General features: G+C 71.7%; 21 protein-coding genes. 16 read left to right on the plus strand and 5 right to left on the minus strand.

The window, feature by feature from the left end; genetic code table 11:
- Positions 1 to 39 precede the first annotated feature (39 nt).
- The 3 genes from P3T35_RS07525 to P3T35_RS07535 all read left to right on the plus strand — a co-directional run bounded on the left by P3T35_RS07525 (position 40) and on the right by P3T35_RS07535 (position 2070).
- The gene (locus P3T35_RS07525) at positions 40 to 723 is read left to right on the plus strand and encodes a DUF3105 domain-containing protein (protein WP_280704718.1); all 684 of its coding nucleotides are present in this window, start codon (positions 40 to 42) and stop codon (positions 721 to 723) included.
- The gene (locus tag P3T35_RS07530) at positions 723 to 1451 is read left to right on the plus strand and encodes a DUF305 domain-containing protein (RefSeq protein WP_101379780.1); all 729 of its coding nucleotides are present in this window, start codon (positions 723 to 725) and stop codon (positions 1449 to 1451) included. The genes P3T35_RS07525 and P3T35_RS07530 overlap by 1 nt, the downstream gene beginning before the upstream one ends.
- Before the next feature lie 100 nt (positions 1452 to 1551).
- Positions 1552 to 2070 (plus strand): MarR family transcriptional regulator, encoded by a 519-nt coding sequence (locus P3T35_RS07535; protein ID WP_101379781.1) that lies wholly within the window; start codon positions 1552 to 1554, stop codon positions 2068 to 2070.
- Between the two features lie 113 nt (positions 2071 to 2183).
- On the opposite strand, the gene P3T35_RS07540 is transcribed toward P3T35_RS07535, so the two are convergent.
- From P3T35_RS07540 to P3T35_RS07550, 3 genes are all read right to left on the minus strand, one after another.
- Positions 2184 to 3728 carry an AlkA N-terminal domain-containing protein gene (locus tag P3T35_RS07540; RefSeq protein ID WP_101379782.1) on the minus strand — a complete coding sequence of 515 codons (1545 nt, stop codon included), beginning with the start codon at positions 3726 to 3728 and terminating at the stop codon, positions 2184 to 2186.
- 44 nt (positions 3729 to 3772) lie between these two features.
- Positions 3773 to 4882, minus strand: coding sequence for a ribosome small subunit-dependent GTPase A (rsgA, locus tag P3T35_RS07545; RefSeq protein ID WP_101379783.1), 1110 nt, complete (start codon positions 4880 to 4882; stop codon positions 3773 to 3775).
- 325 nt (positions 4883 to 5207) lie between these two features.
- A complete protein-coding gene (locus P3T35_RS07550) occupies positions 5208 to 6770 on the minus strand; it encodes a YihY/virulence factor BrkB family protein (protein WP_348533401.1) in 1563 nt (520 codons plus the stop codon).
- A gap of 200 nt (positions 6771 to 6970) precedes the next feature.
- On the opposite strand from P3T35_RS07550, the gene P3T35_RS40385 reads away from it, so the two are divergent.
- The 12 genes from P3T35_RS40385 to P3T35_RS07605 all read left to right on the plus strand — a co-directional run bounded on the left by P3T35_RS40385 (position 6971) and on the right by P3T35_RS07605 (position 17041).
- Positions 6971 to 7054 carry a putative leader peptide gene (locus tag P3T35_RS40385; protein ID WP_329492070.1) on the plus strand — a complete coding sequence of 28 codons (84 nt, stop codon included), beginning with the start codon at positions 6971 to 6973 and terminating at the stop codon, positions 7052 to 7054.
- A gap of 202 nt (positions 7055 to 7256) precedes the next feature.
- Complete coding sequence (locus P3T35_RS07555) at positions 7257 to 8975, plus strand: nitrite/sulfite reductase (protein ID WP_101379785.1); 1719 nt, start codon at positions 7257 to 7259, stop codon at positions 8973 to 8975.
- A gap of 100 nt (positions 8976 to 9075) precedes the next feature.
- Entirely contained in the window at positions 9076 to 9246 is a 171-nt protein-coding gene (locus tag P3T35_RS07560) for a hypothetical protein (protein WP_180356398.1), read from the plus strand.
- Positions 9239 to 9928 carry a phosphoadenylyl-sulfate reductase gene (locus tag P3T35_RS07565; protein ID WP_101379786.1) on the plus strand — a complete coding sequence of 230 codons (690 nt, stop codon included), beginning with the start codon at positions 9239 to 9241 and terminating at the stop codon, positions 9926 to 9928. Before P3T35_RS07560 ends, P3T35_RS07565 begins: the two co-directional genes overlap by 8 nt.
- A 154-nt stretch (positions 9929 to 10082) precedes the next feature.
- A complete protein-coding gene (cysC, locus tag P3T35_RS07570) occupies positions 10083 to 10655 on the plus strand; it encodes an adenylyl-sulfate kinase (protein ID WP_101384939.1) in 573 nt (190 codons plus the stop codon).
- Positions 10652 to 11590, plus strand: a complete 939-nt coding sequence (gene cysD / locus P3T35_RS07575; RefSeq protein WP_101379787.1) for a sulfate adenylyltransferase subunit CysD — start codon at positions 10652 to 10654, stop codon at positions 11588 to 11590. The genes cysC and cysD overlap by 4 nt, the downstream gene beginning before the upstream one ends.
- Positions 11591 to 11592: 2 nt before the next feature.
- Positions 11593 to 12912 carry a GTP-binding protein gene (locus P3T35_RS07580; RefSeq protein WP_101379788.1) on the plus strand — a complete coding sequence of 440 codons (1320 nt, stop codon included), beginning with the start codon at positions 11593 to 11595 and terminating at the stop codon, positions 12910 to 12912.
- 218 nt (positions 12913 to 13130) lie between these two features.
- Positions 13131 to 14270 (plus strand): aliphatic sulfonate ABC transporter substrate-binding protein, encoded by a 1140-nt coding sequence (locus P3T35_RS07585; protein WP_101379789.1) that lies wholly within the window; start codon positions 13131 to 13133, stop codon positions 14268 to 14270.
- A 148-nt stretch (positions 14271 to 14418) separates the two neighbouring features.
- Positions 14419 to 15198, plus strand: coding sequence for an ABC transporter ATP-binding protein (locus P3T35_RS07590; RefSeq protein ID WP_101379790.1), 780 nt, complete (start codon positions 14419 to 14421; stop codon positions 15196 to 15198).
- Positions 15185 to 16069, plus strand: coding sequence for an ABC transporter permease (locus P3T35_RS07595; RefSeq protein ID WP_101379791.1), 885 nt, complete (start codon positions 15185 to 15187; stop codon positions 16067 to 16069). The genes P3T35_RS07590 and P3T35_RS07595 overlap by 14 nt, the downstream gene beginning before the upstream one ends.
- A complete protein-coding gene (locus P3T35_RS07600) occupies positions 16069 to 16794 on the plus strand; it encodes a sirohydrochlorin chelatase (protein WP_101379792.1) in 726 nt (241 codons plus the stop codon). Before P3T35_RS07595 ends, P3T35_RS07600 begins: the two co-directional genes overlap by 1 nt.
- Positions 16795 to 16861: 67 nt before the next feature.
- Positions 16862 to 17041 (plus strand): hypothetical protein, encoded by a 180-nt coding sequence (locus P3T35_RS07605; RefSeq protein WP_101379793.1) that lies wholly within the window; start codon positions 16862 to 16864, stop codon positions 17039 to 17041.
- Between the two features lie 64 nt (positions 17042 to 17105).
- Here P3T35_RS07605 and P3T35_RS07610 read toward each other — a convergent pair whose 3' ends face one another.
- Both P3T35_RS07610 and P3T35_RS07615 read right to left on the minus strand, forming a co-directional pair.
- Entirely contained in the window at positions 17106 to 17411 is a 306-nt protein-coding gene (locus P3T35_RS07610) for a hypothetical protein (RefSeq protein WP_101379794.1), read from the minus strand.
- A gap of 251 nt (positions 17412 to 17662) precedes the next feature.
- Positions 17663 to 17920, minus strand: coding sequence for a hypothetical protein (locus P3T35_RS07615; protein ID WP_280704732.1), 258 nt, complete (start codon positions 17918 to 17920; stop codon positions 17663 to 17665).
- A 58-nt stretch (positions 17921 to 17978) separates the two neighbouring features.
- Here P3T35_RS07615 and P3T35_RS07620 point away from each other — a divergent pair, with 58 nt between their 5' ends.
- Positions 17979 to 19049 carry a Scr1 family TA system antitoxin-like transcriptional regulator gene (locus P3T35_RS07620; RefSeq protein WP_101379795.1) on the plus strand — a complete coding sequence of 357 codons (1071 nt, stop codon included), beginning with the start codon at positions 17979 to 17981 and terminating at the stop codon, positions 19047 to 19049.
- Positions 19050 to 19133 lie beyond the last annotated feature (84 nt).

The following is a 19133-nucleotide window of genomic DNA, read 5'->3' on the forward strand; positions in this document are numbered from 1 at the left end:
CCGCGCGCCCTACCGCCGGCGGGGACAAGGAAGATTTCCGTGGGTTCCGCCTCCCAGCAGACCAACTCGTCCGGCTCCAACAAGGTGCGGCCGGGCAAGCAGGCCGCCGCGGACCGCCGCGAGCGGATCGCCAAGCTGCGTGCCGAGGAGCAGCGCCGCGAGAAGCGGATGAAGGTCATAGCCTTCTCGATCGCCGGTGTGCTGGTCGCGGGCACCATCGCCGGCGGCACGTACATCATCGTCGACGCGCAGAACAAGCAGCACGCCAAGGCGGCGGCCGCCAAGGCGCCGATCCCGGGCGTGAAGACCTGGGACAACCTGACCCGCAACCACGTGCAGGGCACGGTGAACTACCCGATGACCCCGCCGGTCGGCGGTGACCACAACCCGGTCTGGCAGACCTGCATGGGCAACGTCTACACCCAGCCGCTGCAGAACGAGCACGCGGTGCACTCGCTGGAGCACGGCGCGGTCTGGGTGACGTACAACGGCAAGGCCACCCCGAGCGACATCAAGGTCCTCTCGGACAAGGTCAAGGCGACCCAGTACTCGATGATGAGCCCGTACCCGACCGAGTCGGGCACCATCACGCTCAGTGCCTGGGGCACCCAGCTGGTCGTGGACAGCGCCACCGACCCGCGGGTCAACGAGTTCTTCACCAAGTACGTGCAGGGCCCGCAGACCCAGGAGCCCGGCGCGTCCTGCAGCGATGGGCAGATGTGATGAGCGACGACGACCTGACGCCCGAGGAGCTCGCGGAGCTCGACGAGTCCGTCGACGAGCCGGCGGCGACGCCGGTCAAGCGGCGCCGCACGCTCTGGTGGCCGGCCGCGCTGGCGGCGACGGTCGCGCTCTGCCTGGGGGTGCCGGCGCTGGTGGCGAGCGGCTCCTCGGCCTCCGGCACGGTGGCGGCCGCCCCGGCCACGGACTCGCCCGAGGCCGGCTTCGCCCGTGACATGGCGACGCACCACCAGCAGGCGATCGACCTGTCGTTCATCGTCCGGGACCGCACCGGCAACGACGAGGTGCGCAACTTCGCGTTCGACATCATCAACACCCAGGCCAACCAGCGCGGCATGATGATGGGTTGGCTGGACCAGTGGGGTCTGACCCAGAACTCGGCGGCCCAGCCGATGGCCTGGATGAAGATGCCGATGAGCTACCAGGCGCACGACGGCTCGCTGATGCCCGGCATGGCCACCAACGCCCAGATGGACCAGCTGCGTTCGCTCAGCGGCAAGGACGCGGAGGTCCTCTTCCTGCAGCTGATGATCCAGCACCACCGGGGCGGGGTCGAGATGGCCCAGGGCTATGTGGACGTGGCGCAGAACGCTGCCGAGAAGCGGCTGGCGCAGTCCATGGTGACGGCGCAGAGCTCGGAGATCCAGCTGATGACGGACATGCTGGCCGAGCGCGGAGCCAAGCCGCTCCCGGACTCGACCAACATGTGATCAGCCGACATGTGATCACCGGACGGCGATCGTGAGACGGGGTCTCAGCTGGCGGAACGCCGACTGAGACCCCGTCTGTTCACGGGATACGCTGTCGGCCATGTCAGCCGCGCCCCACCGCACACCCATCGATGACCCCGACTCCGCCGGCGCCTCCGGCGAGGCGCTCGCGATCGAACGCGCCCAGCGGCTGACCGATGTGGTCACCCGGTTGCGCCGGGCCCTGCGCAGCAGCATCCGCACCGACTACCCGTGGGAGTCGCTGCCGATGGCGCAGGTGGAGCTGCTGCAGACGCTGGCGGCCGCGCCGCTGCGGGTGGGCGAGTTGGCGGCCCGCCAGCGGCTGGCGCCGAACACGGTCAGCGGGCTGGTCGGCAAGCTGCTGGAGGCCGGGTTCGTGGACCGGCAGGCCGATCCCGGCGACCGCCGCACCGCGCGGATCGCGCTCACCGCGGCCGGTCACCAGCAGCTGGCGGATTGGCAGCACGCCCATGAGCGCCGGATCGCCGCCGCGCTGGCCACCCTCTCCCCCGCCGACCACGACGCGGTGATGGCGGCCCTGCCCGGCCTGGAGCAGCTCGCCAAAGCGCTCGCCGGGAACGGCACTCGGGAGCCCTGAGCCCAACTCGGTTGCCCAGCACTCGGGAGCCCTGAGCCCAACTCGGTTGCCCAGCACTCGGGAGCCCTGAGCCCAACTCGGTTGCCCGGAACGGGGTTCGGCACCCCTGACCCTCAGCCCGCCGACGCCAGCGCCCACAGCTGGTGCACCGCGTAGGACCGCCACGGCGCCCAGGCGCGGGCGGCCTCGGCGGCGGCCTTCGGGTCGGCGGCGGCGCCGAGCCGCCGCAGGCCGTCGCGGACGCCGATGTCGCTGGGCAGGAAGACGTCCGGGTCGCCGAGCGCCCGCATCCGCAGGTAGCCGACCGTCCACGGGCCGATCCCGCGCAGCGCCAGCAGTTGGTCGGCCGCCTGCTCGCGGTCCACGCCGGCGTCCAGCCGGACGCTGCCGTCGGCGAGCGCGGCGCACAGGCCGCGCAGCGCGTTCTGCCGGGCGGCGGGCATCGCCAGGTCCGCCGAGTCGGCCTCGGCGAGGGCGGCGGCGGTCGGGAAGAGGACGGTCAGGCCGCCGCTCGGTTCGGGCAGCGGGGTGCCGTAGCGGGCGGCGAGCCGGCCGGCCAGGGTGCGGGCGGCGGCGACGGTGACCTGCTGGCCGAGTACGGCCCGGACCGCGAGTTCATGCGGATCGACGTGGCCGGGCGAGCGCAGTCCGGGCCGCGCGGCCACGGCGGGCCCGAGCAGCGGGTCGGCGCCGAGTTGCTCGGCGACCGCCTCCGGGTCGGCGTCCAGGTCGAAGAGCGCGCGCAACCGGTGCACGGCGGTGGTCAGGTCGCGCAGGTCGGCCAGCCGCAGCCGGCAGTCCAGCCAGCCCCGCGCGGCCGACCCGCTCCCGCTCGGAGCGGGAGAGTCGACCTCGGCGATGCCCGGACCGTGCGGCAGCGCGAGGGTCCGCCGGTAGGTGCGGATGCCGCGCTTGCCGGGCACCACCTCCTCGACGCCGGGGACGGCGCGCAGGGCGAGGAAGTCCATCAGGTGCTCGGCGTCGATCGCGCCCCGGTAGGCGAGGCGCAGGCTGAGCGCGCCGGGGGTGGCGGTGGTGGCGAGTCTGGTGCCGCTCTCGGTGCGCAGTGCGCTCGGTGTGCGGTCGTACACCTCGCGGACGGTGTCGTTGAACTGCCGCACGGACGCGAAGCCGGCCGCGAACGCGACCTCGGTGACGGGCAGTTCGGTGGTCTGCAGCAACAGCCGGGCGGCCTGCGCCCGTTGTGCGCGGGCCAGCGCGATCGGCCCGGCGCCGAGCTCCGCGGTGAGCTGGCGCTGCAGTTGGCGGGCGCTGTAGCCGAGCCGGGTGGCGAGGCCGGCGACGCCCTCGCGGTCCACCACGCCGTCGCCGATCAGCCGCATCGCGCGGCCGACCAGGTCGGCGCGGTGGTTCCACTCCGGCGAGCCGGGCACCGAGTCGGGCCGGCAGCGGCGGCAGGCCCGGAAGCCGGCGCCCTGGGCGGCGGCCGCGGTCGGGTAGAAGGTGCAGTTGACCCGTTTGGGGGTGACTGCGGGGCAGCTCGGGCGGCAGTAGATGCCGGTGGTGGTGACGGCCGTGAAGAACACGCCGTCGAACCTGGCGTCCCGGCTGTCCACTGCCCGGTAGCGGGTCTCGTCGTCGATCACGTCCTCCAGTCTGCGCCTCCCGGGCGGGTCGGACTGGCGGGAATCGGACATCACCGTCAGGTCCGTCCCCGCCCGGGGTCGCGCAGGCCCAGGGCCTACTTCGGCGCGCGGCTGCCGTGCCAGGGGCGGATGTTGCCGCGGGCGTTCTTGGAGCGCGTCTTCCAGACGCGCTCCCGCTCGGCGGCCAGCCGTGCGTCGCTGCGGGACGCGATCCACTCGTTCTCGCGCTGCAGCTTGAGGTAGCTGTCCCAGCGGCGGTGCGCCAGCGTGCCGTCCGCGAGCGCCGCCCGGACGGCGCAGCCGGGCTCGCTGCGGTGCGAGCAGTCCGGGAACCGGCAGGTCTCGGCCAGTTCCTCGATCTCGGCGAACGCCTGCTGGAGGCCTTCGCCGCCGTAGAGGCCGACGCCGCGCAGGCCGGGGGTGTCGATCAGCACGCCACCGCCGGGCAGCGGGAACATCTCGCGGGTGGTCGTGGTGTGGCGGCCCTTGTTGTCGCTGTCGCGGGTCTGCTGGACGGTCATCACCTCGCTGCCCAGCAGCGCGTTGGTCAGGGTGGACTTGCCGGCGCCGGACTGCCCGATCAGCGCGGCGGTGCCGCCCAGGCAGGCGCGCAGCACGTCGAGGCCGTCGCCGGTCTCGGCGCTGACCACCAGCACGGTGGCGCCGGGGGCGACCTGCTCGACGTCCGCCCGGATGTACTCGGCGTCGTCGACCAGGTCGGCCTTGGTGAGCACGATCAGCGGTTGGGCGCCGCTCTCGTAGGCGAGGGCGAGGAACCGTTCGACGCGGCCGAGGTCGGGCTCGGTGGCGAGCGAGACGGCGATCAGCACGGTGTCGACGTTGGCGGCGAGCACCTGGCCGTCGGAGCTCTTGCCGGCGCCCTTGCGGACGATCGCGGTGCTGCGCGGCAGCAGGGCGGCGACGGTGGCCATCGGTTCGGCGTGCGGGTCGACGGCCACCCAGTCGCCGGTGCACGGGTTGTCGATGGTCTCGGCACCGCTGACCGGTCGGGTGTCGGCGCGCACGGTGGTGAGGGCGCCGGTCTCGGGGTCGGCGATCACCACATCGGCCTGGCCGCGGTCGACCCGGGCCAGCCGGCCGGCGACCAGGCCGGCGTCGGTGAGTGGGGCGAACTGCTCGGTCAGCCGGTCGGTCCAGCCGTAGGCGGCGAGCAGGTTGTCAGGGGTGGAGAGTGCGTTGAACAACGCGGATGAGCCCTTCGGGAGCTGAGGTTCCCGGGGGGCTGAGCGATCGTCAGCCGGCAACCGGGAGGAGGTGGAGGTGAAGGCAAGCGCTGCGCTGGGCAGCGGCGAACGCGGTGACAGCCATCGGGCCCACCTCCTGTTTCTGCTCCCGGGCCGAGGACCGGCCCTGACGGTGGATCACCTACCTGGTGACCGCTTGCGGACGGCAGCCTAGAGCACGCGCCGCGCCAACGCATCCGTTTTTCCGGGGCCACCTTGCGCCGTGCTCGGCCGTCCCGGGCCACCCCGCAGCGCGCTCAGCCTTCCGGACCGCCCCGCACCGCGCTCAGCGCCCCTCCCACGGCGGCCGTGGCGGGTAGCTGGGCAGCGCCGAGTCCACCGGCCCGCGCTCGCCGGGGAACCGGCCGTCCGACCCCCAGGGCTGCTCCGGCCGCTCCACCACCGGCTCCCCGGTGCCGCCCTGGACGTTCGCCGCCGGGCGCGGACCGGCAGCGGCGCCGGGCGCGCCAGCGGGAGCGGCCGGGGGGACGGACGCGGGCCCGGGCGCCGCCGGTCCGGGCATCGCGGTGCCGGCCACGCCGTGCACCCGGTGCTGCGGCGGCTGGGGCTGCTGCTGCGGCGGGTGCACCGGCCGCGGCGGCGCGGCCGGGGCCGCCGGGCCGGGGCGGTCGCTGTCCGGGGGCGGCGGCGGTGTGCGGCGGCGCTTGGAGCCGGCGAGCAGCCGGCCGCGGACGTTGGTCGGCGCCAGCATGTCGGCCCAGCGCTCGGGGTACTCGCTGGGCACGTCGTCGCCCTCGTCCTCGTCGACGTCCCCTTCGCCGTCCTCGTAGCCGTCGGCCAGCCCGAGCACCCGGGCCAGCTCGGCCCGTTCGGCGGCCCGCCGGGCGCCGGCCTCGCGGACCAGGGTGGCGGCGGCCTGCTCGGCGGCCCGGTCGTGCTCGGCGCGGGCGTCGGCGGTCTCCACGGTGGGCCACCGGCGGTCGATCGCGGCGTTCATCGCGGCGCCGATCAGCACCGCGATCGCGACCACGAAGATCCACAGCAGCACGGCGATCGGCGCCGCCAGTGAGCCGTAGACGCTCGGCCCCTCGACCGAGTGCACCAGGTAGAGCCGCAGCACCAGGCTGCAGATCACCAGCACGCCGAGCGCCACCAGCGCGCCGGGGATGTCCTCGCGCCAGGGCGTCCTGACGGGCACGGCCAGGTGGTAGAGCGTGGTGAGGAAGACGATCAGCAGCAGGATCGCGACCGGCCAGTAGAGCGCGCTGACCGCGCCCGCGATGCCGGGCACCGCGTTCACCACCAGGCCGGGGCCGGCGACCAGCAGCGGCAGCACCAGCGAGCCGATCACCAGGGCACCCATGTAGAGGCCGAGTGACATCGCCCGGGTCTTGACGATGCCGCGCTTGCCGTCCAGCCCGTACATCACGGTGATGGTGTCGATGAAGATGTAGAGCGCGCGGGAGCCGGACCAGAGCGAGAACAGGAAGCCGATCGAGATCAGGTCCGGCCGGCCGCTCGCGAAGACGCTGTTCAGCAGCGGCTGCACGGTCTGGTGGATCGAGGACTGCGACAGCACGGTGCCGGCGGCCGAGAGGATGTCCGCCTGGAGCTTCTGGATGGTGCCGGCGCCGAGCAGGTCGTCGAGGTAGCCGAGGGTGCCGGCCAGGCCGAGCAGCAGCGGGGGGATCGACAGCAGGGTGAAGAACGCCGCCTCGGCGGCGAGCCCGGTCACCCGGTACTCGACGCAGGTGTTGGTGGTGTCCTTGATCAGCGCCCAGACGGTCGCCCGCCAGGTCGACCGGCGGGCGGCTCGGCGGCCGCCCTTGCCCCGACGCCGGGTGGGCCGTTCGGCGGCCGTTTTGCTGATCTCACCTGGTGACTGCACACCCCTAAGGTATCGGGCGGGTCCAAACGCACGCCCCCAGCCGCATCCCCCGCCCCTCCGGCGGCCCTCGCGCCGCCGGCACCACCCCGGCACCCGCTGCCGCCTGGGCAGACAGGTACTCGTCCCGCTATTCGGAACACTTGAGTCCAGATAATGGATGGTGGTGGACCGGGGATAGTTCGGCATGCGAGTCTCTTGCCATGCCCAGCGCCGGAACCACCTTGGTCGGTCGACTCCACGTCGATCTCCTTCGCGTGTCCAGCGCCATCTGTCCGGTGATCTGAGAGCACGACCCAAGCCCGCCAGCACCGCACCGGCGCCGCCGCGCCGCCAGCCCAGCCGCCCGTGGTCACGCCCGGCGCCCAGGGCTCCCGATCGCCGCCCCGCATACCCGCCCACCCGCGGGTATGCGCTGGTCGCCGCAGGTCGGAGCCATGAGTACCGGCAGCCATCGGATCATCAGTCTGCTGCCCGAAGGACGTTCACATGGCCACCACTTCCGACTCGGTCGAGGCCCAGCCCGCGAGCGAACCGGCGCCGCGCGCCGCCCGCAAGGTGACCCGGCATCGCGGCGAGGGCCAGTGGGGCATGGGCCACCACACCCCGCTGAACGCCAATGAGCAGTTCAAGAAGGACGACGACGGTCTCAATGTGCGGACACGCATTGAGACGATCTACGCGCACCGCGGGTTCGACTCGATCGACCCGTCCGACCTGCGCGGCCGGATGCGCTGGTGGGGCCTGTACACCCAGCGCAAGGAGGGCATCGACGGCGGCAAGACCGCGATCCTCGACCCGCACGAGCTGGACGCCGAGTACTTCATGCTCCGGGTCCGGATCGACGGCGGCCGGCTGACGGTGGCCCAGCTGAACGCGATCGCCGAGGTCTCGCAGCAGTACGCGCGCGGCACCGCCGACCTGACCGACCGCCAGAACATCCAGTTCCACTGGATCCGGATCGAGGACGTGCCCGCGATCTGGCAGAAGCTGGAGGCCGTCGGCCTGTCCACCACGGAGGCCTGCGGCGACACGCCGCGTGTCATCCTCGGCTCCCCGGTGGCCGGCATCGCCGCGGACGAGATCATCGACGGCACGCCCGCCATCGACGAGATCCAGCGCCGCTTCATCGGCAACCCGGCCTTCTCCAACCTGCCGCGCAAGTTCAAGAGCGCGGTCTCCGGCTCCCCGCTGCTGGACGTGGCGCACGAGATCAACGACGTGGCGTTCGTCGGCGTGGTCCACCCCGAGCACGGCCCGGGCTTCGATCTCTGGGTCGGCGGCGGCCTGTCCACCAATCCCAAGTTGGGCGTGCGGCTGGGCGCCTGGGTCCCGCTGGACGAGGTGCCGGACGTCTTCGGCGGCGTGATCGGCATCTTCCGTGACTACGGCTACCGCCGGCTGCGCAACCGGGCCCGGCTGAAGTTCCTGGTCGCCGACTGGGGCGCGGCCAAGTTCCGCCAGGTGCTGGAGGACGAGTACCTCAAGTACCAGCTGGTCGACGGCCCGGCGCCCGAGCAACCCGCCGGCGTCTGGCGCGACCACGTCGGCGTGCACCGGCAGAACGACGGCCGGTTCTACGTCGGCTTCGCCCCCCGGGTCGGCCGGATGGACGGCGCGCTGCTCGCCAAGGTCGCCGAACTGGCCGCCGCGCACGGCTCCGACCGGCTGCGCACCACCGCCGAGCAGAAGATGCTGGTGCTCGACGTGCCCGAGGACCGGATCGACTCGCTGGTGGCCGGTCTGGAGGCGCTGGACCTGCGGGTCAGCCCGTCCCCGTTCCGGCGCGGCACCATGGCCTGCACCGGCCTGGAGTACTGCAAGCTCGCCATCGTCGAGACCAAGGAGCGCGGGCGCACCCTGATCGACGAACTGGAGGCCCGGCTACCGGACTTCGACGAGCCACTGTCCATCAACATCAACGGCTGCCCGAACTCCTGCGCCCGGATCCAGGTCGGCGACATCGGCCTCAAGGGCCAGTTGGTCACCGACGAGCACGGCAACCAGGTCGAGGGCTACCAGGTGCACCTCGGCGGCGCGCTCGGCCTGGAGGCCGGGTTCGGCCGCAAGGTGCGCGGGCTCAAGGTGACCAAGGACGACCTGGCGGACTACATCGAGCGGCTGCTGACCCGCTTCCAGGCCGACCGCGCGGACGGCGAGCGGTTCGCCCAGTGGGCGGCCCGAGCCGGCGAGGAGCAGCTGTCGTGAGCGAGCGAAGCATGGGGGTCCCCCCGGCCGAAGGCTGGGGGAGAGCCATCGAGAGGTGCGCGTTTCGCGAAGCGACCGCCGAACTCTGCGAGGCGGCCGCATGAGCGAGCGCGCAGCCCCGTTCTACTGCCCGTACTGCGGCGACGAGGACCTGCGCCCGTCCGCCGAGGGCGGGCACGGTGCCTGGGAGTGCGCCGGCTGCCGCCGGGCATTCCAGGTTAAGTTCCTTGGCCTGCTGGCGCCTTCGACTGGGGGAACGACCGATGACTGACCTGGAGACGCTGGCCACCGCGGCCGGCCGCGAGTTGGAGGACGCCTCGGCGCAGGAGATCATGCGCTGGGCCGCCGAGACCTTCGGCAGCAAGCTGTGCGTGACCTCCTCGATGGAGGACGCGGTGGTGGCCCACCTGGCGTCCTCCGCGCTGCCCGGGATCGACGTGGTCTTCCTGGACACCGGCTACCACTTCCCGGAGACCATCGGCACCCGGGACGCGGTCGCCGCGACCATGCCGGTCAACGTGATCACCCTGACGCCGCGCCAGACCGTGGCCGAGCAGGACGCCGAGTACGGCCCCGACCTGCACGACCGGGACCCGGACCTGTGCTGCTCGCTGCGCAAGGTCGAGCCGCTGCAGCGCGGGCTGACGGCCTACGACGCCTGGGCCACCGGCCTGCGCCGCGACGAGTCGCCGACCCGGGCCAACACCCCGGTGGTGGCGTGGGACGCCAAGCGGCGCAAGGTGAAGATCGCGCCGATCGCCCGCTGGACCCAGGCGGACGTGGACGCCTACGTCCAGGAGCACGGCGTGCTGCTCAACCCGCTGCTGTGGGAGGGCTACACCTCGGTGGGCTGCTCGCCGCTCTCCTGCACCCGCAAGCCGGGCGAGGGCGAGGAGGGCCGCGCCGGGCGCTGGGCGGGGTCGGGCAAGCAGGAGTGCGGGATCCATCTCTGATGGTGGATGGATGCTGCCATCTCTGATGGTGGATGGATGCTGCCATCTCTGACCGTGGTCGATAGGCCGACACCATCCGTTCACCCGCACTGACCTGCGTCTTTCTTTCTTTCCGTTACTTAATTCAGGAGTGAAAGTGACCACAGCCGACACCCTGGCCGCCGCGGAGGCGGCCCGTTCGGCCGCTCCGTGTGAGCGCGGCGCCACGGTGTGGCTGACCGGGCTGCCGAGCGCCGGCAAGACCACCCTGGCCTTCGCGCTGGCCGAGCGGCTGCGCGCCGAGGGCCACCGGGTGGAGGTGCTCGACGGGGACGAGATCCGCGAGTTCCTCTCCAAGGGCCTGGGCTTCTCCGAGGCGGACCGGCACACCAACGTGACCCGGATCGGCTTCGTGGCTGAGAAGTTGGCCCGCAACGGCGTCAAGGTGCTCGCCCCGGTGATCGCGCCCTACGCCCGCTCCCGGGCCGCGGTGCGGGCCCGGCACGCCGAGCAGGGCGCCGAGTTCCTGGAGATCCACGTCGCCACTCCTGTCGAGCTCTGCTCCGAGCGCGACGTCAAGGGCCTGTACGCCAAGCAGGCGGCAGGCGAGATCTCCGGCCTGACCGGAGTCGACGACCCTTACGAGGCGCCGGAGCAACCGGAGTTGCGCCTGCAGACCCAGGGCCGCTCGGTGGCCGAGTCCGCCGCCGAGCTGCACGCCTTCCTGACCGAGAGGGGCCTCGCGTGACGACCGCGACCACACAGCCGATCGAGCACAGCGACAGTCCTTTCGCCCTCTCGCACCTCGACGCCCTGGAGGCGGAGGCGGTGCACATCTTCCGTGAGGTGGCGGGTGAGTTCGAGCGGCCGGTGATCCTGTTCTCCGGCGGCAAGGACTCGATCGTGATGCTGCACCTGGCGTTGAAGGCGTTCGCGCCGGCCGCGATCCCCTTCTCGCTGCTGCACGTGGACACCGGGCACAACTTCCCCGAGGTCATCGCCTACCGCGACCGCGTGGCGGCCGAGCACAACCTGCGCCTGCACGTCGCCTCCGTCCAGCAGTTCATCGACGAGGGCCGGCTGCGTGAGCGCCCGGACGGCACCCGCAACCCGCTGCAGACCGTGCCGCTGCTGGACGCCATCGACTCCAACAAGTTCGACGCCGTCTTCGGCGGCGGCCGCCGCGACGAGGAGAAGGCCCGCGCCAAGGAGCGCGTGTTCTCGCTGCGCGACGAGTTCGGGGCGTGGGATCCGCGCCGCCAGCGGCCGGAGTTGTGGGCGCTCTACAACGGCCGCCACGCACCCGGCGAGCACGTGCGGGTGTTCCCGCTGTCCAACTGGACCGAGCTGGACGTCTGGCAGTACATCGAGCGCGAGAACATCGACCTGCCCGAGATCTACTACGCCCACCAGCGCGACGTCTTCAAGCGCGACGGCATGTGGCTCACGGCCGGTGACTGGGGCGGCCCGCGCGAGGGCGAGACCGTCGAGCGGCGCCTGATCCGCTACCGCACGGTCGGCGACATGTCCTGCACCGGCGCCGTCGACTCCGACGCCGCCACCATCGCCCAGGTGATCGCGGAGATCGCCGCCTCCCGCCTCACCGAACGCGGCGCCACCAGGGCCGACGACAAGCTCTCCGAGGCCGCCATGGAAGACCGCAAGCGCGAGGGGTACTTCTAACCATGACCACCACCCACGAGCTGACCGCCACCTCCCTGCTGCGTTTCGCCACCGCCGGCTCCGTCGACGACGGCAAGTCCACCCTGGTCGGCCGCCTGCTCCACGACTCCAAGTCGGTGCTGGCCGACCAGTTGGAGGCCGTCGAGCACGCCTCCCGCCGCCGCGGCCAGGACGCCCCCGACCTCGCCCTGCTCACCGACGGGCTGCGGGCTGAGCGCGAGCAGGGCATCACCATCGACGTCGCCTACCGCTACTTCGCCACCACCCGGCGCCGTTTCATCCTCGCCGACACGCCTGGCCACGTGCAGTACACCCGCAACATGGTCACCGGCGCCTCCACCGCCGAACTCGCCGTCGTCCTGGTCGACGCCCGCAACGGCGTCGTCGAGCAGACCCGCCGCCATGCCGCCGTCGCCGCCCTGCTGCGCGTCCCGCACGTCGTGCTCGCGGTCAACAAGATGGACCTGGTCGACTACGCCGAGGACGTCTTCGCGCGCATCGCCGACGAGTTCACCGGCTACGCGGCCTCCCTGGGCGTCACCGACATCACCGCCATCCCCATCTCGGCGCTGGCCGGGGACAACGTGGTCGAGCCGTCCGCGCACATGGACTGGTATCCGGGCCCGACCCTGCTGGAGCACCTGGAGACCGTTCCGGTCGGTACCGACCCCAGCGACGAGCCCGCCCGCTTCCCCGTGCAGTACGTCATCCGCCCGCAGACCGCCGAGCACCCCGACTACCGCGGCTACGCGGGCCAGTTGGCCTCCGGCGTGCTGCGCACCGGCGACCCCGTGACGGTGCTCCCCTCCGGGCACACCACCACCGTGGCCGGCATCGACGTGCTGGGTGCGGAGACCGACCTCGCCTGGGCCCCGCAGTCCGTCACCGTGCGCCTCACCGAGGACATCGACATCTCGCGCGGCGACCTGATCGCGGCCGGCCCGACTCCGGTGCCCACCAAGGACATCGAGGCCACCGTCTGCCACCTGAACGAGCGCGCGCTCAAGCCCGGCGACAAGGTGCTGCTCAAGCACACCACCCGCACGGTGCGCGCCCTGGTCAAGGACGTCGTCTACCAGCTGGACATCGACACCCTCGAACAGCACACCGGTGCAACCGAGTTGAACGTCAACGAGATCGGCCGCATCACGCTGCGCACCGCCGAGCCGCTGGCGCTGGACGCGTACGCCGACAACCGCCGCACCGGCTCGTTCCTGCTGATCGACCCGGCCGACGGCAGCACCCTCACCGCGGGCATGGTGGGCGAAGCCTTCGACGGCGCCCTCACCACCCCGGCAGCGCAAGAGGAGGACTGGGTCTGATGTCCGGCGAGGCGTTCTCGCGCATGGACAAGGAGGGCGGCCGCATAGGCAGCGGCGTCCGTGGCAGCGGCCAGGGCGGCATCGGCCGATGTGGGTCCGGACGGGGTCACTGACACCCCGTCACCGGAGCACCTGACTGTCCGTGAGCACCACGCGGACGATATCCGGCGTGCCTGGCACCACCGCCCTCATCCCTTTTCCAGCGAAGGACTCCTCCGATGGCCCCCTCCCCGACGCATCCCCGGCCCCGCCCCAACGCCGGCCGCGCCAGACGCGCACTGCCCGCCGCCCTGGCCGGCCTGACCGCCGTCAGCCTGCTGACCGCGTGCAGCTACGGCTCCAAGGCCCCCAAGAACGACGCCGCCCCGGCCGCCGCGGCCTCGGGCGCCAAGCTGTCGGCCGACACGGTGAAGATCGGCTACTTCGCCAACCTGACCCATGGCACCGCGCTGGTCGGCTTGCAAGAGGGCTTGTTCCAGAAGGAGTTGGGCGGCACCGGGATCAAGACGCAGGTCTTCAACGCCGGCCCGTCCGAGATCGAGGCGCTCAACGCCGGTTCGATCGACATCGGTTGGATCGGCCCGTCCCCGGCGATCAACGGCTACACCCAGTCCGGCGGTGCCAACCTGCGGATCATCGGCGGCTCGGCCTCCGGCGGCGTCGAACTGGTCGTCAACCCCGCCAAGGTGAAGTCGCTGGACGACCTCAAGGGCAAGAAGATCGCCACCCCGCAGCTGGGCAACACCCAGGACGTGGCGCTGCTCAACTACCTGGCCACCAAGGGATTCAAGGAGGACGCCCAGTCCGGCGCCGGTGACGTCTCGGTGGTCCGCACCGACAACAAGGTCACCCCCGACGCCTACAGCTCCGGCTCCATCGACGGTGCCTGGGTGCCCGAGCCGACCGCCTCCACCCTGGTCGCCAAGGGAGCGAAGGTCCTGCTCGACGAGAAGGACCTGTGGCCCGACCGGCAGTTCGTGATCACCAACATCATCGTGTCGCAGAAGTTCCTCAAGGCGCACGCCGACGTGGTCGAGGCGGTGCTGCGCGGCTCGGTGAAGACCAACGCCTTCATCAAGCAGAACCCGGCCAAGGCCGAGCAGGACGCCAATGACGCGATCAAGACGGCCGGCGGCAACGCCCTGCCGGCCGCGATCCTGGACCCTGCCTGGAAGAGCATCGACTTCACCGATGACCCGCTTGCCTCGACCCTCCAGGCCGAAGCCGACCACGCCGTCACCGCAGGCCTGTTGAAGAAGCCGAACATCGCCGGGATCTACGACCTGACGCTGCTCGACAAGGTGCTGAAGGAAGCGGGCAGGCCCGCCGTCGCCGACGCCGGCCTCGGCACCAACTAGCCGACCGCACCGCACCGGTAGCTCCGGCGTCCGTCCCCCGCCCCGCCCCGCGTCGATGCCCCCACTGCTGACAGGGGCCGGGCGGGGGCCGGACTCCGGCCCCCGCACAGCTTCCCGCTCGCCATCCACACGCCAGGAGGTGCCCGCGATGAGCACGGCACTGACCACTCCCGACGCCACCGTCACCACTGCCGACACCGCCGTGCGCCTGGCCGGCGTGCACAAGACCTACGGCACCACGCCCGTCCTGGACGACATCAACCTCACCGCCGCGCCCGGCGAGTTCCTCTGCCTGCTCGGCGCCTCCGGCTGCGGCAAGTCCACGCTGCTCAACCTGGTCGCCGGACTCGACCAGCCCAGCAGCGGCAGCATCGAGGTCCCGGCCGGCCGGCCCGCCCTGATGTTCCAGGACCACGCGCTGTTCCCCTGGTTGACCGCCGGCCGCAACATCGAACTCGCGCTGCGCCTCAACGGCACCCCGCGCGACCAGCGCAAGGCCGAAGCCGAACGCCTCCTTGAGCTGGTCCGCCTGGGCGGCGCGCACCGCAAGCGGATCCACGAGCTCTCCGGCGGCATGCGCCAACGTGTGGCGCTGGCACGGGCGTTGGCGCAGGGCAGCCAAGTGCTGCTGATGGACGAGCCGTTCGCCGCGCTGGACGCCATCACCCGCGACCTGCTGCACGAGGAGCTCGTCCGGATCTGGCAGGAACGGCAGTTGACCATCCTGTTCGTCACCCACAACGTCCGTGAGGCCGTCCGGCTCGCCCAGCGCGTGGTGCTGCTCTCCTCCCGCCCCGGCCGGATCGCCCGCGAGTGGCGGATCGACCTGCCGCAGCCGCGCCGGATCGAGAGCGCCGCCGTGGCGGACCTGTCCGTCGAGATCACCGAGCACCTGCGTGGGGAGATCCGCCGCCATGTCCAGCACTGACACCACCCCCACCACCCGGGTGGACGACGAACTGCAGGGCCTCGACGCCCTGGAGACCGTCACCACCCAGCGCGTGCCGCTCACCCAGGTGCTGCGCGAGAAGGTGCTGCCGCCGCTGCTGGGCGTGCTGCTGGTGCTGGCGGTTTGGCAGCTCGTCTACAGCCTGCACGTCACCCCGTCCTACAAACTGCCCAGCCCGCTGGACGTCTGGCACTCCCTGACCGACCTCTGGTACCAGGGAACACTCTTCTCGATCATCTGGACCAGCCTGTGGCGGGGCATCTCCGGGTTCCTGGCAGCCGTCGTCATCGGCACCCCGATCGGCCTGATCGTCGCCCGGGTGAAGTTCGTGCGCGCCGCCGTCGGCCCGGTGCTCTCCGGACTGCAGTCGCTGCCGTCGGTCGCCTGGGTGCCGGCCGCCGTCATCTGGCTCGGCATCAACGACCAGGCCATGTACGCCGTCATCCTGCTCGGCGCCGTCCCGTCCATCGCCAACGGCCTGATCTCCGGCATCGACCAAGTCCCGCCGCTCTTCCTGCGCGCCGGCCGCACCCTGGGCGCCCGTGGCCTCACCAGCGCCCGCCACGTCCTGCTTCCGGCCGCCCTGCCCGGCTACCTGGCCGGCCTCAAGCAGGGCTGGGCCTTCTCCTGGCGCTCCCTGATGGCCGCCGAGCTGATCGCCTCCTCCCCCGACCTCGGCATCGGCCTGGGCCGCTACCTGGAGAACCAGCGCGACGCCTCCGACATGTCGGGCGTGCTGCTCGGCATCATCCTCATCCTGGTGGTCGGCGTGGCGATCGATCTGCTGGTCTTCACGCCGATCGAGAACCGCGTGCTGCGCAGCCGCGGCCTGCTGCAGAGCGGGCACTGATGCCTCCCGCGCTCCTCCAGATCGCCCACGGCAGCCGCGACCCCCGGCACGCGGCGACGGTCGACGCCCTGGTCCGCGAGGTGCGGGCGCAGCGGCCCGGCCTGGAGGTGGCCACCGCCTACCTGGACCACTGCGCGCCGCGCCTGTCACAGGTGGTGGCGCGGCTCGACGGGCCGGCGGTGGCGGTGCCGCTGCTGCTCAACCGCGCCTACCACGCCAAGCACGACATCCCGGCCGCGCTGCGCTCCGCCGGCGCGGCGGGGATGCCGGTGGCCGATGTCCTCGGGCCCGCTCCGCTGCTACTGGCCGCGCTGGAACGGCGGTTGGCGCAGGCCGGGCTGGACCTCGCCCAACGGGCCTCCACCGGCGTGGTGTTGGCCGCCGCCGGCTCCTCCGACCCGGCCGCCGACGCCGCCACCCGCGCGCTGGCCGCCGACTGGCAGCGCCGGGGTGGCTGGGGCGCGGTGGCAGTCGCCTACGCCTCCGCCACCGGCCCCCGGGTGCCCGACGCCCTCGCCGAACTCCGCGCCCGGGGCGTGCAGCGCACCGCCGTCGCGCCCTACCTGCTCGCCCCCGGCGTACTCCCGGACCGCATCGCCGCAGCCGCCACCGAGGCCGGGGCCGACGTGCTCGCGCCCGTCCTGGGCGCCGCCCCCGAGATCGCCCGCCTGCTGCTGGCCCGCTACGAACAGGCGGGAATGCCGGCGGCCATAGCGGCAGCCTGACGGATCGTCATAACGGGGACCCCACTCTCCAAGGTCACCCGATCGAGTGGTTTCGCCCTGCGCGCCCATGTGCCGTGCGATCGGGCACAAGGGCGGTGACGCGGACCACGCCCGGCGCCGCCTGGACGTCGAACGGCCCGTCACCGACCGGGTTGCCCCGAGCAGTGAGGTCAAGGCCCGGCTCACCGAGGTGCGGCTGACCATGCGCGACGCCTACGTCGGCGAGTACGCGCCGGTCAGCATCTGACGTCTCCAGGCATCCCAACTGCCGTAGCGGGGCGGCTACTTCTGCCAGTTCCGCGCTCCCCTACTCAGATCAGCCCCGCGCGGCGCATCCGGGAGCGCAGCATCGGCAGGCAGCGCGGGCAGCGGCACGGCGGCCACTCGCCGCCGATCGGGCTCTTCCAGTAGGACTCGCCGCGCCAGACCTTCTTGCGGATGACCTCGATCAGGGTGCCCGAACTGGTCACCCGGAACACCTGCAGCGTCATCTGGCTGGCCTCGGGATCGGGTTCGGGGTGCGGGGCGGTGGTGGGGGTGGGGTCGGGGTTGGCCCCGGGCTGCGGCTCGGGCTCGGGCTCGGGGTCGCGCGCAGGGGCGCACTTGGGGTCGCTCATGGGTTGCTCACTTCCTCGCGCACACCGGACAGTTCGGCCAGCCGAGCGGGCAGGCCTCCGTCGCAGACGCGCGCATGATCAGGGTTGTACCGGGTGAGTGCTTCGGACGCCCGAACGCCGCACCCGCCGTTGCCGGTCGACCAGGCCAGACCACGCAAGCCGTCCAGCCACCGAACCCAGCGTTCGCCTGGCCACCGGCTGTGCGCCCGGCGGCCACGCGCACTGCTCGGACCTCGCGGCCCTCGGCACGCTCAACTCGGCTGCTGGGCGCGGGCGGCGAGCCCGTCGCGCAGCAACTCCGCGATCCGGCGCACCACATCCGGCCGCGCCCGGCCAAGCTCGACCAGCACCACGCCGGTGAACGAGCCCTGCCAGTCCTCGCCGAGCGAGGGCAGATCGATCCCCGCCTGCGCGAGCACGGCGCGCAACTCGTCGATCGCATCGCGGGCTTCCTGGCGAGCATTGGCGGCGAGCTCGCGGATACGAGTGGAACCACGGTGGTTCGTCATCGGTCGACTCCTATTCGTCGCTTTCCGCTCGCCGGATGGCAAGAAAGAGGTTGGGACAATGGCGCTGCGTCGGACCACGGAAGAGGTTGTACGGCTGCTCACGCCGGAGGCGTTCGGCTGGCTGATGCGTGATCTCCGCGAAGCAGCCGGTATGAAAATCGTCCAGCTCGCCCGCCAAATCCCCTGTGACAGCTCGCTGTTGTCACGATACGAGTCGGCCGAGCGTCAACCGAAGCTGACTATCGTTCAGCAGATCGACGAACTGCTCGGCACGGGCGGACGACTGGAACGGGCATGGCACAATACGGATTGGCACCGGGAAATCGAGCACCCGGATTGGTTCAAGCATTTCGTCAAGACGGAAGCAACCGCTGTTAGCCTGCGCGAATACCAGATCTCCCGATTCCCTGGCCTGCTGCAGGCTCCGGAATACGCCCGCGCGCTTCTTGCGAGAGGACCATCCCGCAAGGATGGACCAACCCTGGACCAGCGCGTAGCAGCTCGAATGAGTCGCCAGGCACGCTTCTTCCTGGAGGACGGCCCGCTGGCCATCTTCATCATCGACGAAGTGGTGCTGCGTCGGATGGTGGGCGGCCGCCTAGTGATGATCCGTCAGTTGAAGCACACCCTCGACGTGATCCGGCGCTTCCCCAACATCGTGGTGCAGATCGCTCCGGACGAGCTCGGTGAACGCGTGGCCGCCACCATGGGCTTCACACTGTTGGAGCTGCCCAACGGTACCGAGGTGATCTACTCGGAGAGCGTTGACCGCGGCCACTTTTCGCGTCGTCCAGACGCGATCGAGCGGCTCTCGCGGGCCTATGATCGACTGCGAGCGGATGCCCTCTCGGCGTCCGAGTCAGCCGACTTGATCCGCCGCACCATGGAAGGACTGCTGAACGTGTCCCCCGAACTCCAGCCACTGCCGACCGCCATGTCCTGGTTCAAGTCCAGCTACACCGGCGAAAACGGCGGCCAGTGCGTCCAGACCTCGCACGACCTCCGCCCCCTCGGCCTCATGCCGATCCGCGACTCCAAGAACCCCGACGGCCCCGCCCTCACCTTCCCCACCACCTCCTTCAGTGCCTTCGTCAACGGCGTCAAGTCGGCTGGTTTCGACGCCATCTGACGCTGGAGCGACCCCGGACATGAAGCAGCTCACCTGGTTCAAGTCCAGCTACAGCGGCAAGAGCGGCGGCCAGTGCGTCGAGGC

This window comes from Kitasatospora sp. GP30 (assembly GCF_029892145.1).
GTDB classification, from domain to species: Bacteria; Actinomycetota; Actinomycetes; order Streptomycetales; family Streptomycetaceae; genus Kitasatospora; species Kitasatospora acidiphila.

What these genes read in the sequence shown, in the direction of transcription:
- P3T35_RS07530 (WP_101379780.1), top strand. Translation starts at nt 723, where the DNA reads ATGAGCGACGACGACCTGACGCCCGAGGAGCTCGCGGAGCTCGACGAG.
- P3T35_RS07535 (WP_101379781.1), top strand. Translation starts at nt 1,552, where the DNA reads ATGTCAGCCGCGCCCCACCGCACACCCATCGATGACCCCGACTCCGCC.
- P3T35_RS07540 (WP_101379782.1), bottom strand. Translation starts at nt 3,728, where the DNA reads ATGTCCGATTCCCGCCAGTCCGACCCGCCCGGGAGGCGCAGACTGGAG.
- P3T35_RS40385 (WP_329492070.1), top strand. Translation starts at nt 6,971, where the DNA reads ATGCCCAGCGCCGGAACCACCTTGGTCGGTCGACTCCACGTCGATCTC.
- P3T35_RS07555 (WP_101379785.1), top strand. Translation starts at nt 7,257, where the DNA reads ATGGCCACCACTTCCGACTCGGTCGAGGCCCAGCCCGCGAGCGAACCG.
- P3T35_RS07560 (WP_180356398.1), top strand. Translation starts at nt 9,076, where the DNA reads ATGAGCGAGCGCGCAGCCCCGTTCTACTGCCCGTACTGCGGCGACGAG.
- P3T35_RS07565 (WP_101379786.1), top strand. Translation starts at nt 9,239, where the DNA reads ATGACTGACCTGGAGACGCTGGCCACCGCGGCCGGCCGCGAGTTGGAG.
- P3T35_RS07580 (WP_101379788.1), top strand. Translation starts at nt 11,593, where the DNA reads ATGACCACCACCCACGAGCTGACCGCCACCTCCCTGCTGCGTTTCGCC.
- P3T35_RS07585 (WP_101379789.1), top strand. Translation starts at nt 13,131, where the DNA reads ATGGCCCCCTCCCCGACGCATCCCCGGCCCCGCCCCAACGCCGGCCGC.
- P3T35_RS07590 (WP_101379790.1), top strand. Translation starts at nt 14,419, where the DNA reads ATGAGCACGGCACTGACCACTCCCGACGCCACCGTCACCACTGCCGAC.
- P3T35_RS07595 (WP_101379791.1), top strand. Translation starts at nt 15,185, where the DNA reads ATGTCCAGCACTGACACCACCCCCACCACCCGGGTGGACGACGAACTG.
- P3T35_RS07600 (WP_101379792.1), top strand. Translation starts at nt 16,069, where the DNA reads ATGCCTCCCGCGCTCCTCCAGATCGCCCACGGCAGCCGCGACCCCCGG.
- P3T35_RS07605 (WP_101379793.1), top strand. Translation starts at nt 16,862, where the DNA reads ATGTGCCGTGCGATCGGGCACAAGGGCGGTGACGCGGACCACGCCCGG.
- P3T35_RS07610 (WP_101379794.1), bottom strand. Translation starts at nt 17,411, where the DNA reads ATGAGCGACCCCAAGTGCGCCCCTGCGCGCGACCCCGAGCCCGAGCCC.
- P3T35_RS07615 (WP_280704732.1), bottom strand. Translation starts at nt 17,920, where the DNA reads ATGACGAACCACCGTGGTTCCACTCGTATCCGCGAGCTCGCCGCCAAT.
- P3T35_RS07620 (WP_101379795.1), top strand. Translation starts at nt 17,979, where the DNA reads ATGGCGCTGCGTCGGACCACGGAAGAGGTTGTACGGCTGCTCACGCCG.